The organism is Chryseobacterium manosquense (assembly GCF_014623485.1).
Lineage (GTDB): Bacteria > Bacteroidota > Bacteroidia > Flavobacteriales > Weeksellaceae > Kaistella > Kaistella haifensis.
The window spans coordinates 2,515,350-2,528,515 of record NZ_CP060203.1 but is presented as its reverse complement, the minus strand read 5'-3'; the positions used below and the strand labels follow the sequence as shown (position 1 = coordinate 2,528,515).

Sequence of the window (13,166 nt, the reverse complement as noted above, 5' to 3'; positions counted from 1 at the left end):
TAATTTCCAAAGTAAAACCATAAAAAACGGCCTCCTTTAAAGCGATTTAAGGGAGGTTTCTATTTTTGTCGGGCAAAGGAGCTGAGGTTTTCGGGTGGCTTAAATTGAAGTGATCAGCGAACTGTGGAACCGGTTTAGAAAAAGCCGGAGTATCCCTTCCGGAAGGTGCATAATCTGGGCATTGCTTTTTGGTTTCCGGGAGATAAACTTCAGGTACTTCTTCAGGTTGTAAGCCAAAGCGGCCATTAAAACATGCTTGTTGGCGTTTTTCATGCCCCGCGTGTTGACCCTCTTCATGCTGTGGTAGTTGATTAGCGTGCCCAGCACCGGCTCCACCGTGGAGCTGCGGCGTTTGGTGAGGAAGCGTGTGTAGTTTTTGTCCCTGTTCAGCTTCTCGTGCATCGCATCGTAGAGCGGCTTGTGGATACTGTCCTCTATCTTCTTGAACTTAGTTACCCTGCCGCAGCACTGGGCACGCAGCGGACAGTCCTTACAGTCACGCTCGCTGCTGCGGTAGCTCTTCTTTTGGTAGCCCTTGCTGTCGGTGAGGATTCTCTTGAACTGTAAGACAGCTCCGTTGCCGCCTTTTTGGGTGCAGCGGTAATGATCCTCCTCCTGCGTTTCTCCTTTTACAAATTCAAATCCCTCCCGTTCCGCTTTGTACTGCCCGAAGTTCGGGATAAACGCATTGATGCCGTTCTTTTCGCAATACTCCAGGCTCTCGCCACTGCTGTAGCCGGCATCCAGCAATGCTTCCTCCGTCCTTATGCCGTGCTGTTCCAGGTTTTCCAGCATGCGGTCCATAATCTCGTGCATGATTGCACTGTCCTTGCTGCCGGCCGTGCTCGCGCAGGCTCCCGTGATAACATGATGTTTGTCGTCCACCGCTATCTGTCCGGCATAGTTGAGCTGCCTCGCTTTGCCCGGTTTTACCGAGATTTTGGCATCCGGATCCGTGGGAGAATAATGGGTATGATTGGAGAGGAACTTGGGACGCAGCGGGTTGCCGTCCTCGTCCCTCCTGTCCTCGTTTTTGCTGGCTCCGGGCATGTCTTTGTATTCTTTTTCCTTCCAGGCGTGGTGCTGTTCTACAAGTTTCTTTCGGGCCGAAGTTACCTTGTACTCGCTGTTCTCCTCCAGTTCCTCCACAAACGCTGAAGCGTCTTCCAAAACTTCCTTTTCAACCAGGCTGTCCATGCTTGCATTGGCCTTAATGAAGGCTGAATCCACCGCCTGGCGCTTCCCGCGCACCATGCCTTTCTCTATGCAGAGGCTCAGGATTTTTTGGAACAGTTTCATAAAGAGTTCCTCCCCGAAAAGCGCCCGCGTCCTGGATATGGTGGAATGCCACGGAAGCTCCTCATCCAGGTCGTAGCCCAGGAAAAGGCGGATGGAGAGGCTGTCTGAACAGAACCGCAGCAAGGCGCGGTCGCTGTTTAAATTGTTCAGGTAGCCCACTAACAGTATCTTGAAAAAGACCACAGGATCGATGCTGTCCTGCCCGCAACGGCCGTAATAATGAGAGGTTGACTTGTAGAGGAAGCTAAAGGGTACTTCCTGACTGATTTTACGGTAGAAATCATCCTGGGGAACGAGCCCCTCCAGGCTGAGTTCGTAGAAGATTTTCGGTTCAAATGTTTTTCTGCCTTGCATACGCTAATTTACGGAGAATAAACGATATATACAATTGATTTTCAATATTTTAAACCCGTTTATAACCACATTTTCTATTTCTGAAATCTTTTTACCGTATCTTTGAAAAGAGGTTGTGCAACAGGCACATAGGTTTTGCAAAAGCGGGGGTGAATTTCTCTTGCGTTGAAAGTTTCGTTATTATTAGTCGCAAAAAACCATTTCGTTTTTTATTTTTTTGTAATTTTGAAAAAACGAAAATGGTTTTTGCTCGGGAAAGAATTTATAGAAAGTTTTGAACTTCTTAGCCCCGCCTTCGCAAAGCCGTTTCCCGTTGGCAGAAATTATATAAAAAATACGTCTTGAAAACCAATAATCTAAATTTAACAATACTTTTAGTATTTTCCTTAATAATTATATCTTGCAGAAGTTCAAAACAAATTTTCGAATATGGTTCTGTAAAACCTACTTCTTCTGTTGAAACTATTAAAATTTCAAATATTAATAATTTACCTCTTTGTAAAGTGCAAATTGACGGTAAAGAATATGTTTTTCTAGTTGATACAGGAGCACCAACAATTATACCTCCAACAATTTTTCACAGTTTGAATCTGAAATCTTATTTTGAAGAAGAGGTGACAGATACAAATAATGGAAAAAGGAAACAAATCTTTACAATTCTGCCTGAAATCAAAATTGGCAACTTGACTTTTCAAAATATTGGTTGTGTGGTTATGGATATAGAGAATCCAACTTTAAAATGCTTTGGATTCGATGGTATCATTGGTGCGAATTTATTGGCAAAAATGGTTTGGCAATTTGATTATAAAAAAAATGAAATAAGGGCAAGTTCAGAATTCAAATATTTCAACCAAAAATATGACTATGTTATTCCATTTGAATACAATAACCAAAAAACTCCGAAAATAAATGGAATTGTTTCAAACAAAAAACTGACTTTTTCTTTAGATACAGGCTATAACGGAAGTTTATCAATTAATAATAATTTTCAATATTTTATGAATAATACACCCAAAGAGAATTTTGTAAGAAACAGAGGCGCAAATGCAATTGGGTTTTATGGAACTGATGAATTCAAAGACAATTTCATTTTAAGAAGCGACCTTCAACTAAATAATTTCCATTTTATAAACAAAATTGTTAAAAGTGGCAACTCAACGTTAATCGGAAACGATTTTTTAAAGAATTTTTTATTTTCAATCGATTGGGAAAACAAAAAAATATATCTTCAGACAATTAACTCAGAAATAGAATCTTTAAAATCTTTTGGATTTTCTTACACTTTCAAAAATAACGAAGCATACGTAATCTCAAAGTTTGCAAATCAAGAAATTCCACTTGAATTGAACGACCGTATTTTAAAAATTAACAATATTGATTTATCAAAACTATCAAATGAACAGATTTGTCAATACACGATAAATAAAATTGATGAAAATTTGAACGATATGGAAATAACAATTTTACGAAACAATAAAATTTTTACATATAAATTAGTTAAAAAGGAATTCATAAAATAACTTCTAATAATAACTAAGCTTTCGTCTTGTCCGCAGGACAGAAGATGAAAGCCCGTTGAACGGAAGCTCCGGTGGCTTTTCAGCAGTATGATGGTCCTCTTATGGGGATGTCGTTTTTAGGATTTAGAGGTACAAAGCAGTTTTTTCAGAAGGACTGCTTTTTTTGTGGCGTTGGGTAGCCTTTGGAAGTGGTTTCTGCGCGGTTTTACCGGCTGTAGGGCACAGCTTCCCTTACCCGCAAAGGTTATTTCGCAGACAAAGGTTGGGTGACGAAAAGAAAGTCCTGCGGCGGACCGCGCTGCCCGAAAACGGCAATGGTCACCAGGTTTCCCTCCTTGCAGCACCGGCATTTATTGAGCAGCGTTTTGGGTGTGAAGCTTGATATTCCTTACTTCCATACAGCGCAGTCCGCAACCGTAGATCAGGCCGATGAGCAGTTTGTGTTTCAGGAGTTCAGCACTTTGAAGCATTCGCCAGATTTCTTCACGGCTTAAAATAGTGGGAAGTTTTTTGACTTTTGGAATCGCGGGAAGATGGAGGTAGCTGTAGGGTAAGCCTTCGGTTTTCAGCAAAAACCGCAGTCCGTAAACGGTATGTTTAAAGTACGAGTGAGAAGGGGTTTTAGATCGCTTTTGAAGTTCAAAAAGGTAATCTTTGATGTCTTCCGGGTCTAATTCGGTAGGGACTTTACCGAAATGAAGCGCCATGGCTGCAACGTGCCTGGAATAATTGTCGAAGGTACGCCTGCTTCTGCCCAGGATGGAAATATTTCTTTCGAAGCGTTGCAGAAGTTCGGCAAAACCGTTAACTTCGCTCGAGGCGCGGTTCAGAATTTTGTTTACCCTTAACTCCTCCGGAGATTTTTTTTTGTAGCCATTTCATGAGTTTTTAAAAGGTTAATAAAAACAAAGTTACTAAAACGGCGATTGGAAAAAGCTACCGGAGGTTTAGTTCAACAAGGGTTTTGCAAGATGCGGGGTGAATACTGTCTTTTAGAGTTCATTTAGCAGTATCCGCAAAAAATTTTTCCTTTTACTTTTTTCGTATATTAGCAAAAGGAAAAAATTTTTGCTTAGGTTCGGTTTTTCGTTGAAATTGTCTGCAAAGTAGCCCGTTCTTCGCCAATACTTTTTCCGTTAGCTGTAATTGTTCAAAAAGTCTCGAAATAAAATTATGAATGAATTGAAAAAAGTGAATTGGTTTAAAATATCTAGTTTTTATTTACTAATTCTAATTATCACTTTTTTAGCCAGAAAACTTCCAAATATTTTACAATTATTATTTCAAAACTTCACTGATGTACATCTTCCTTGGAACTTTAACCACGGATTTGCAATTTTAATTGTTACATTGTTTTTCTATAAATTCTATTCAAGTAAAAAATCTGAAATATCATTTTTAGGAAATAATAAATTCAAAAGTTTAATTTTTCCTATTGCATTATTTATTGGTTACTCTTTTTATGGAATAAAAAATGATCAAGGAATTAATGAACATCTATGGGCTTTCTTATTTTGTTCTTTTACAATAATATACAATTTAATGGAAGAATATACTTGGAGGGGATATTTAATTGAAAACTTAAATAAAGTAAATTTATTTTTAAAGAGTCTTATCTCAGGAATATTTTGGGCAGTTTGGCATTTACTAATTTTCAAAGATTTTGAACAATATGGAGGATTTGGAATATTCCTAGTATTTTGCGTAATCTTTTCTTTATTGCTTACTTTCTCAATTGAGAAATCAAAAGCTTTAATTGTTCCAGCATCTATTCATACATTATTAATCAGAAATAATATTGTAACATTAATTTGTTTAATTTTATATTTAATAGTACTATTTACTTGGAATAAAAAAATAGAACACAACAACTACAGCTAATAACTAAGCTTTCGTCTTGTCCGCAGGACAGAAGATGAAAGCCTGTTGAACGGAAGCTCCGGTGGCTTTTCAGTAGTATGATGGTCCTCTTATGGGGATGTCGTTTTTAGAATTTAGAGGTGCAAAGCAGTTTTTCAGAAGGACTGCTTTTTTTGTGGCGTTGGGTAGCCTTTGGAAGTGGTTTCTGCGGGGTTTTACTGGCTGTAGGGCACAGCTTCCCTTACCCGCAAAGGTTATTTCGCAGACAAAGGTTGGGTAACGAAAAGAAAGTCCTGCGGCGGACCGCGCTGCCCGAAAACGGCAATGGTCACCAGGTTTCCCTGCTTGCAGCACCGGCATTTATTGAGCAGCATCTTCCGGTCAAAATCCAGGTGCTGAAGTTTGATATTCCGCACTTCCATACAGCGCAGTCCGCAACCGTAGATCAGGCCGATGAGCAGTTTGTGTTTCAGGAGTTCAGCACTTTGAAGCAATCGCCAGATTTCTTCACGGCTTAAAATAGTGGGAAGTTTTTTTCACTTTTGGAATCGCGGGAAGATGGAGGTAGCTGTAAGGCAAGCCTTCGGTTTTCAGCAAAAACCGCAGTCCGTAAACGGTATGTTTAAAGTACGACTGAGAAGGGGTTTTTGATCGCTTTTGAAGTTCAAAAAGGTAATCTTTGATGTCTTCCGGGTCTAATTCGGTAGGGGCTTTACCGAAGTGAAGCGCTAAGGCTGCAACGTGACGGGAATAATTGTCGAAGGTACGCTTGCTTCTGCCCAGGATGGAAATATTTCTTTCGAAGCGTTGCAGAAGTTCGGCAAAACCGTTAACTTCGCTCGAGGCACGATTCAGAAATTTGTTTGTCCTTAAATCCTCCGGAGATTTTTTTTTGTAGCCATTTGATGAGTTTTTAAAAGGTTAATAAAAACAAAGTTACTAAAACGGCGAATGGGAAAAGCTACCGGAGGTTTAGTTCAACACAGTATAGGCAAAAGAGCGGGGTTACAGCTTGAATCGGATTTCAGGGACTGAAATCCGCTCCTTCGCCTATACTCGGAACGTTATGCGACATCCTGTTTGACAATTTTCTTTACAAAATTTGTTTCCCAATTGGGAAATTATTATCTTTGAGAAAAATTTAGAGAATGAAAAATAACTTTGACGTCGAATTATTGCCAGAAGCTCAAAAATTTTTGGATGAATTAGATGAAAAAGTTCGTAAGAAAGTTTATTTCAATATTAAAAAATCTCAAATGACAAACGATAAAGAGGTTTTTAAAAAATTGAGTGATGCGATATGGGAATTTAGAACTTTATACAATTCAAATTCTTACAGATTATTTGCTTTTTGGGATAATTATCAAAAATCTATGGTTCTTGCAACTCATGGAATAATGAAAAAAACTCAAAAAACGCCCAAAAAAGAAATAGAAAAAGCAGAAGAAATTAGGAAACAATACATTCAATATAAATATGGAAACAAAAAATAAAAAATTTGAAACTGTTTCAATTGACAAAATGATTGATAAACATATTGGAAAAATTGGAACAAAAAAAAGAGATGATTTTGAAAATGAATTACGAATTGAACTTCTAGGTCAAGCTATAAAACAAGCAAGACAAGAACAAAATTTAACTCAAGAACAACTCGGAGAACTTGTTGGTGTTCAAAAATCTCAAATTTCTAAAATAGAAAACAGTGTTAAAAACGCTCGTTTTGAAACAATAATGAAAGTTTTTGAAGCATTGGGAGCGAAAGTAAGATTCAATGTGGAAATTAATCATCAAAATCTTGCGTTATAGAAGGACGTCGCATAATAACTAAGCTTTCGTTTTGTCTGCAAGACAAGAAATGAATTAATTACCAATCACCGATTCCATTAAAAAAATAAAAAGAGGAGGTAAAGCCCGTTGAACGGAAGCTCCGGTGGCTTTTCAGCAGTATGATGGTCCTCTTATGGGGATGTCGTTTTTAGAATTTAGAGGTGCAAAGCAGTTTTTTCAGAAGGACTGCTTTTTTTTGTGGCGTTGGGTAGCCTTTGGAAGTGGGTTCTGCGGGGTTTTACTGGCTGTAGGACACAGTTTCCCTTACCCGCAAAGGTTATTCCGCAGACAAAGGTTGGGTGACGAAAAGAAAATCCTGCGGCGGACCGCGCTGCCCGAAAACAGCAATGGTAACCAGGTTTCCCTCCTTGCAGCACCGACATTTATTGAGCAGCGTCTTGGGTGTGAAGCTTGATATTCCTTACTTCCATACAGCGCAGTCCGCAACCGTAGATCAGGCCGATGAGCAGTTTGTGTTTCAGGAGTTCAGCACTTTGAAGCATTCGCCAGATTTCTTCACGGCTTAAAATAGTGGGAAGTTTTTTGACTTTTGGAATCGCGGGAAGATGGAGGTAGCTGTAAGGCAAACCTTCGGTTTTCAGAAGAAACCGCAATCCATAAACGGTATGTTTAAAGTACGACTGAGAAGGGGTTTTTGATCGCTTTTGAAGTTCAAAAAGGTAATCTTTGATGTCTTCCGGGTCTAATTCGGTAGGGACTTTACCGAAGTGAAGCGCTAAGGCTGCAACGTTACGGGAATAATTGTCGAAGGTACGTTTGCTTCTGCCCAAGATGGAAATATTTCTTTCAAAGCGTTGCAGGAGTTCGGCAAAACCGTTAACTTCGCCCGAGGCACGGTTCAGGAATTTGTTTGTCCTTAAATCCTCCGGAGATTTTTTTTTGTAGCCATTTCATGAGTTTTTAAAAGGTTAATAAAAACAAAGTTACTAAAACGGCGAATGGGAAAAGCTACCGGAGGTTTAGTTCAACACGGGTTTTGCAAGATGCGGAGTTGAAGGAAATCTCAGAAAATTTCTAGAAAATACCCGCAAAAAACTTTTCCATTTTTTAGTTTTTTCGTAATTTTAAAAAATGGAAAAAGTTTTTGCTAGCGTTCGGTCACCTCTTGAAATCTCAGTTGCAGTAGCCCGCACCTCGCAAAGCCCCGAACCGTTATCTGCAATAGCACAAAAAGTTGCGGATAAAATTTATTTTAAAAAAATATGAAGTTTTTAGACTCAATCTTTAAAACCAAAATGTTTTTAGTAATCCTGATTTTGCTAATCATATATTTATTCATTTTTGCTCCTACAGGATTTAATCGAACAATTATGTGGGGAATTTTTGACAAACTAAATTATTTCATAAGATTATATTTTCCATTCGTTTTAGTATTTTACTCTTTGACTTACGGAATTTTATACTTACTAAAAAAGAAAACAATTAAAAACCTTTCAATTATTCATACAATAATTATCTTCTTTTCAATGCTAATTCTGAAATTGCAAAATGAAGTTATTTTAGTGATTTTATCAATATTATCATTTGCAGTATTCTTAATAAATTTAATTCTGAGTCTTAAAATAATAACAAATAATATTGAATAAATAAAAATTGCTACTGCAGATAATAACTAAGCTTTCGTTTTGTCTGCAAGACAAGAAATGAAAGCCCGTTGAACGGAAGCTCCGGTGGCTTTTCAGCGGTATGATGGTCCTCTTATGGGGATGTCGTTTTTAGAATTTAGAGGTGCAAAGCAGTTTTTTCAGAAGGACTGCTTTTTTTTGTGGCGTTGGGTAGCCTTTGGAAGTGGGTTCTGCGGGGTTTTACTGGCTGTAGGGCACAGTTTCCCTTACCCGCAAAGGTTATTCCGCAGACAAAGGTTGGGTGACGAAAAGAAAATCCTGCGGCGGACCGCGCTGCCCGAAAACAGCAATGGTAACCAGGTTTCCCTCCTTGCAGCACCGGCATTTATTGAGCAGCGTTTTGGGTGTTACCTCCGGGATATTGATCTTTAAATCTGATTGCAGAGCCTGCAGTTTCCCACGCTTCCAGCTGCTGCTTAAAATACCGTAATGGCGGATCCGCACAAATCTTTTTGGCAGAATGTGCAGGGAGAACCTTCGCGCAAACTCTTCGTTGCTGAGGGTCATTTCCTTTTTTTCGCCGCCCTTTCGGTAATCCCTATAGGCAAAACGCACTTCCTTATCCGTTACTTCTTTGATGCGGTGGTTGCTGATGGCGACTTTGTGAGTGTATCTCCCCAAGTACTCGATGACCTGTTTCGGGCCGCCAAAAGGTCTTTTGGCATAGACGACCCAGTTTTTGGTAAAGAGTTTATCCATTAAATTGGAATCTTTTACTCCCGAAGTTCTCAATAAAGCCACAAACTTTGCCCGGAATACTTTGCTCATCGCTTTTACAGAGAAGAGATATTTATCGGTTCGTACTTTCTTTTTCCACTTTCCGTGATGATCAATTCCGCCGCCAGGAACAATGCAGTGCAGGTGCGGATGCAAGCTCAGGTTCTGTCCCCACGTGTGAAGTATCGCAATCATTCCGAGCTGTATTCCTTCGGTGTTACCGAATTGGTTTAAAGTTGCCCAGGCGGCTTCAAACAATGTTTTGTAAATGAGTGTGGGATTTGCAATTGCCAAACCGTTCAGCTCTTCGGGAAGCGTGAAAACGAGATGATAATAGCTGCACGGGAGTAAATCCGCTTCGCGCTTTTGGATCCATTCTTCCTTTTTGTGTCCCTGACACTGCGGGCAATGCCGGTTACGGCAGGAGTTGTAACTGATGCTCATAGTTCCGCATTCGTCACACGCATCGATATGTCCTCCCAAAGCCGATGTTCTGCACTTTTTTAACGCAAATAAAGTTCTTAGTTGCCAGGAATTTAACCCTAAATTATCGATTCTTTCTCCTAAAGTTTTTAAAACATCAGCGACTTCGTATCGAGGTTGAGATTCAGCTTGAGCAGACCGTGTTTTTGAGATTTCATTTTCATTAAATTTAAAGCTTGAATTTTGGCTTTTAACAAATTCAAAACCAACTACTTCGCTCTGCATTCCTCAAACAAAGTATCCAGCGGAGAGAAGAGTTTTTGGGTAGAAAGTTGGGCGATTTGAAGGTAAACGAGGGTCGTTTCGATGTTTTCGTGGCCGAGGAGATTTTTGATGCTCACAATGTTCATCCCATCTTCCAGAAGATGCGTGGCAAAACTGTGCCGAAGCTTATGAACACTCACTTCTTTCAATATTTTTGCTGATTTTGAGGCCTGTTTCACCGCCCATTGTACGCCGCGTTGCGAATATCTTGAATCAAATTCGCCACCCGCACGATTTGCTCGAGGTTCCCCAAAGAGAAAATCTCCCGGTTTTTCCGCTTCAATGTATTTTTTTAAACCCCGAATCAAATGTTCCGACAAATGTAAATAGCGGTCTTTTTTGCCTTTTCCCTAAACCACTTTCAGCTGTTTTCGGTCAAAATCCAAATCACAGAGACGAAGATTTCTGACTTCCAGACATCGCAATCCGCAGCCGTAAAGCAACCCGATTAAGATTTTATGTTTTAAAAATTTACAGCAGGACAACATCTGCCAAACCTCCTACTTACTGAGCACTACAGGTAGTTTTTTCTCTTCTTTAATTTCCGGAAGACTCAGGAAATCATAGCTCAAACCTTCCGATTTCAACAGAAACCGAAGTCCGTAAACCGTGTGTTTAAAATACGATTGCGAGGGTGATTTTGATTTTTTCTGAAGGTAAAAAAGGTAATCGTGGATTTGCTCAGGATCCAATTCTGTCGGGATTTTCCCAAAATGCAGCGACACCGCCGCGACGTGTCTGGAGTAATTATTGAACGTACTCTGACTGCGTCCCAACACCGAAACGGTACGTTCAAAACGGCCTAAAAGTTCTGTAAAACCAGGCACTTCGCGCTTTGCCTGATTGATAATTTTGTTTTCTCTGAGCTCGTCTGAACTCTTTTTTTTGTTGCCATTCTATTGATTTTTTAATTAACTTTACAAAGTAACTAATTTATGCGATTGGGAAAGCTACCGGAGGTTTAGTTCAACTGGGTGATGTGCCAATTTTCAAGGGCACAGTGGATAATGTATATATCCGTGATGTAGCAACCGTTAAGGATGGTGCGGATATTCAGGCTATGCCCTTATTGACGGAAAACGTTCCGTATATATCATTATTGCAAAAGCAGGTAATGCCTCTACACTAGATGTTGTAAACACGCTAAAGAAACAGTTGCAGGACATTCCGCGTAATATGCCCGATGACGTGAAGATCTCCTACGAATTTGACCAATCGGTGTATATTTCTATGCCATGAGTGACTATGCATCGTCTTTTGCATCGGTAAACCTTGATTTATTATTGGAAGAATTACTGCGGGAAAACACTTAAATTATTGCCAATAATAATACGTAAATTGCATCTATCAATTTTAATGCTTTCTTGAAATTTCGCCTCTGTAATAGTCTGTTCAATGAAGTGTTGTAAACAAGGAAACAAAAATGAGTGAAAAAAGAAACATATCGAACAAACTTTTTGCAGAGCTTTGCAACCATTTCAGCAATGAAATAAATAGCCCCTTTGAGATAAGGACTTTTAAAAAAGGAGAATTTATATACAGAAAAGGTAATAAGCCTAAAGGTGTGTATTTTATGAAATATGGGTGGGTTAAAATATTTAGGGGTGGCAATGAAGGTGATGAGGTTATTTTGCGGATGCTTGGGCATAACGAATTTATCGGTTATGTATCTTTATTAAAAGATACACCATACCCTGACAATGCCCAGGCATTAGGATATTGCGAGCTATACTTTTTCCCCCGAAATGTATTCCTCACACTTATACATGAGAACAATGATTTTACCAGGTCAATTATTCAAATGTTGTGTGATGAGATATGGAGCAGTGAAAAACAAATTGTGAACCTGCATTCAAAGAAAATTGATTCACGGTTGGCTACTTTATTATTAGATCTCGAACAGGCATCTGAAAATAGCCCTGTGCATGATGACAGCCTGATTCGTTTACCTAAAAAAGATTTGGCTAAAATAATAAACATTAGCCCTGAAACGCTTAGCAGGTATTTAACAAGGTTTCAGGAATCCGGACTTATTAAATCTATAAACGGAATGATTGAACTTTTAAGAAAAGACAAATTATTTAAAATATCAAATATGAACGATTGAACAAATTATTTAAGTGTCTTGACTTGAATCAAGGAAAAGCATTTCTAAAATACATAACTTTGGTCAGAATCATTTTAAATTATTCGTTTTTAACCTTTAAACTTAAAAATTATGGCACTAGTAAAAACAAATTTTCCATTATTCGGAAATCTTTTTGATGATTTCTTTGGCACTGAATTGGCCGATTGGAGAAACCAAAACTATTCGGCTACCAACACCACACTTCCTAAAGTAAACATTAAGGAAGACGAAAATGGGTTTGTAGTTGAAATGGCTGCGCCGGGTATGAAAAAAAGCGATTTTAAAATTAATGTTGATAACAGCCTGCTTACAATTTCTTCGCAAAAGCAGGAAGAACAAAAAGAGGGCGAAGGTGAAAAATACACCAGGAGAGAATTTGCCTACCAGGCTTTCACCCGTTCCTTTACCCTGCCCAATAGCGCCGATGCTGATAAAGTCAGCGCTTCTTACAACGATGGTATTTTAACCGTTACTATTCCAAAAAAGGAAGAAGCTAAGCCTAAACCGCCAAAAAGCATTGAAATTTCGTAATTTATTATAACAGGTCATCGCAAAAATTGCCATGACCTGTTATTGAATTTAATTGTAAAACTTTAAAAATTAGCTGATATGGACTTAATTAAATGGACAAAAAACATTAAACCAAAATTTCCAAATGTTGTTGAGAAATTTTTTGGTAAAAAAATTGACGACCAGGCTTCGGGTTCGGAAGAAATCGCCAGCGTACCCGCAGTGAACATCAACGATAAAGGCAACACCTTTGAGGTTTCTTTAGCCGTGCCGGGAATGGATAAAAAAGACATTAAACTTGAAGTTAAGGACAATTGCTTAGTTGTTTCTTCTGAAAAACAATACGAAAAAGAAGAAAACGAAGGCAACTGGATGCGCCGTGAATATGGTTATGCCTCGTTCCAACGAATGTTTCAATTACCCGAGAATGCCGACCCTGAATATATAGATGCTTCTATGAAAAACGGGGTATTGAAAATAAAAGTTGGTAAAATAAAGGGTAAAGAAGAAAACAAAAAGGCAATAGAAATTAAATAGTAACCACATAATTAAATAATC

At 38.8% G+C, this 13,166-nt stretch carries 16 protein-coding genes and 5 pseudogenes; 11 read left to right on the top strand and 10 right to left on the bottom strand.

What is annotated here, in order from left to right; genetic code table 11:
- Nucleotides 1-99 precede the first annotated feature (99 nt).
- Nucleotides 100-1,653, bottom strand: coding sequence for an IS1182 family transposase (locus H0S70_RS12115; RefSeq protein ID WP_088263489.1), 1,554 nt, complete (start codon nucleotides 1,651-1,653; stop codon nucleotides 100-102).
- Nucleotides 1,654-1,994: 341 nt separating this feature from the next.
- Between H0S70_RS12115 and H0S70_RS12110 the strand changes: the two genes are divergently transcribed.
- Nucleotides 1,995-3,173 carry an aspartyl protease family protein gene (locus tag H0S70_RS12110; protein ID WP_188320980.1) on the top strand — a complete coding sequence of 393 codons (1,179 nt, stop codon included), beginning with the start codon at nucleotides 1,995-1,997 and terminating at the stop codon, nucleotides 3,171-3,173.
- A gap of 244 nt (nucleotides 3,174-3,417) precedes the next feature.
- Here the strand turns inward: H0S70_RS12110 and H0S70_RS14740 are convergent.
- Together H0S70_RS14740 and H0S70_RS12105 are read right to left on the bottom strand one after the other, a co-directional pair.
- A pseudogene (locus tag H0S70_RS14740) lies at nucleotides 3,418-3,546 on the bottom strand (IS91 family transposase); the annotation flags it as partial.
- Complete coding sequence (locus H0S70_RS12105; RefSeq protein WP_262891153.1) at nucleotides 3,524-3,931, bottom strand: site-specific integrase; 408 nt, start codon at nucleotides 3,929-3,931, stop codon at nucleotides 3,524-3,526. The gene H0S70_RS12105 and the pseudogene H0S70_RS14740, both read right to left, overlap by 23 nt.
- Between H0S70_RS12105 and H0S70_RS14370 the strand changes: the two genes are divergently transcribed.
- A complete protein-coding gene (locus tag H0S70_RS14370; protein ID WP_228453742.1) occupies nucleotides 3,869-4,021 on the top strand; it encodes a hypothetical protein in 153 nt (50 codons plus the stop codon). The two genes, H0S70_RS12105 and H0S70_RS14370, sit on opposite strands and share 63 nt — an antisense overlap.
- A 325-nt stretch (nucleotides 4,022-4,346) precedes the next feature.
- A complete protein-coding gene (locus H0S70_RS12100; protein ID WP_188320979.1) occupies nucleotides 4,347-5,054 on the top strand; it encodes a CPBP family intramembrane glutamic endopeptidase in 708 nt (235 codons plus the stop codon).
- 233 nt (nucleotides 5,055-5,287) lie between these two features.
- Here the strand turns inward: H0S70_RS12100 and H0S70_RS14735 are convergent.
- Nucleotides 5,288-5,410, bottom strand: a pseudogene (locus H0S70_RS14735) (IS91 family transposase); the annotation flags it as partial.
- Nucleotides 5,411-5,540: 130 nt separating this feature from the next.
- Nucleotides 5,541-5,816 (bottom strand): phage integrase N-terminal SAM-like domain-containing protein, encoded by a 276-nt coding sequence (locus H0S70_RS14360; RefSeq protein WP_262891152.1) that lies wholly within the window; start codon nucleotides 5,814-5,816, stop codon nucleotides 5,541-5,543.
- Here H0S70_RS14360 and H0S70_RS14530 point away from each other — a divergent pair.
- The 3 genes from H0S70_RS14530 (at nucleotide 5,775) to H0S70_RS12085 (ending at nucleotide 6,839) form a co-directional block, all read left to right on the top strand.
- Complete coding sequence (locus tag H0S70_RS14530) at nucleotides 5,775-5,906, top strand: hypothetical protein (RefSeq protein ID WP_262891119.1); 132 nt, start codon at nucleotides 5,775-5,777, stop codon at nucleotides 5,904-5,906. The genes H0S70_RS14360 and H0S70_RS14530 overlap by 42 nt on opposite strands.
- Nucleotides 5,907-6,181: 275 nt before the next feature.
- On the top strand, nucleotides 6,182-6,526 hold the full coding sequence (locus H0S70_RS12090; RefSeq protein ID WP_031501764.1) for a type II toxin-antitoxin system RelE/ParE family toxin: 345 nt from the start codon (nucleotides 6,182-6,184) through the stop codon (nucleotides 6,524-6,526).
- Entirely contained in the window at nucleotides 6,510-6,839 is a 330-nt protein-coding gene (locus H0S70_RS12085) for a helix-turn-helix domain-containing protein (protein WP_031501762.1), read from the top strand. Before H0S70_RS12090 ends, H0S70_RS12085 begins: the two co-directional genes overlap by 17 nt.
- A gap of 298 nt (nucleotides 6,840-7,137) precedes the next feature.
- Here H0S70_RS12085 and H0S70_RS14730 read toward each other — a convergent pair.
- A pseudogene (locus H0S70_RS14730) lies at nucleotides 7,138-7,266 on the bottom strand (IS91 family transposase); the annotation flags it as partial.
- A complete protein-coding gene (locus H0S70_RS12080; RefSeq protein ID WP_228453858.1) occupies nucleotides 7,244-7,681 on the bottom strand; it encodes a phage integrase N-terminal SAM-like domain-containing protein in 438 nt (145 codons plus the stop codon). The pseudogene H0S70_RS14730 and the gene H0S70_RS12080, both read right to left, overlap by 23 nt.
- Nucleotides 7,682-7,952: 271 nt before the next feature.
- Between H0S70_RS12080 and H0S70_RS14525 the strand changes: the two genes are divergently transcribed.
- Nucleotides 7,953-8,087: a hypothetical protein gene (locus H0S70_RS14525; protein WP_262891118.1), complete on the top strand. Its 135-nt coding sequence runs from the start codon at nucleotides 7,953-7,955 to the stop codon at nucleotides 8,085-8,087.
- A 638-nt stretch (nucleotides 8,088-8,725) separates the two neighbouring features.
- Here H0S70_RS14525 and H0S70_RS12075 read toward each other — a convergent pair.
- From H0S70_RS12075 to H0S70_RS14350, 3 genes and pseudogenes are all read right to left on the bottom strand, one after another.
- The gene (locus tag H0S70_RS12075; RefSeq protein WP_228453741.1) at nucleotides 8,726-9,931 is read right to left on the bottom strand and encodes an IS91 family transposase; all 1,206 of its coding nucleotides are present in this window, start codon (nucleotides 9,929-9,931) and stop codon (nucleotides 8,726-8,728) included.
- Nucleotides 9,916-10,308: pseudogene (locus tag H0S70_RS14355) on the bottom strand (tyrosine-type recombinase/integrase); the annotation flags it as partial. The gene H0S70_RS12075 and the pseudogene H0S70_RS14355, both read right to left, overlap by 16 nt.
- 162 nt (nucleotides 10,309-10,470) lie before the next feature.
- Nucleotides 10,471-10,797 carry a phage integrase N-terminal SAM-like domain-containing protein gene (locus tag H0S70_RS14350; protein ID WP_228453740.1) on the bottom strand — a complete coding sequence of 109 codons (327 nt, stop codon included), beginning with the start codon at nucleotides 10,795-10,797 and terminating at the stop codon, nucleotides 10,471-10,473.
- 140 nt (nucleotides 10,798-10,937) lie between these two features.
- Here H0S70_RS14350 and H0S70_RS14345 point away from each other — a divergent pair.
- From H0S70_RS14345 to H0S70_RS12055, 4 genes and pseudogenes are all read left to right on the top strand, one after another.
- Nucleotides 10,938-11,197 (top strand): annotated as a pseudogene (locus tag H0S70_RS14345) (efflux RND transporter permease subunit); the annotation flags it as partial.
- 196 nt (nucleotides 11,198-11,393) lie between these two features.
- Nucleotides 11,394-12,077, top strand: coding sequence for a Crp/Fnr family transcriptional regulator (locus H0S70_RS12065; RefSeq protein WP_188320978.1), 684 nt, complete (start codon nucleotides 11,394-11,396; stop codon nucleotides 12,075-12,077).
- Nucleotides 12,078-12,188: 111 nt separating this feature from the next.
- On the top strand, nucleotides 12,189-12,629 hold the full coding sequence (locus H0S70_RS12060; protein WP_188320977.1) for an Hsp20/alpha crystallin family protein: 441 nt from the start codon (nucleotides 12,189-12,191) through the stop codon (nucleotides 12,627-12,629).
- A gap of 78 nt (nucleotides 12,630-12,707) precedes the next feature.
- Entirely contained in the window at nucleotides 12,708-13,145 is a 438-nt protein-coding gene (locus tag H0S70_RS12055; protein WP_076781576.1) for an Hsp20/alpha crystallin family protein, read from the top strand.
- The last annotated feature ends 21 nt before the right edge of the window (nucleotides 13,146-13,166 follow it).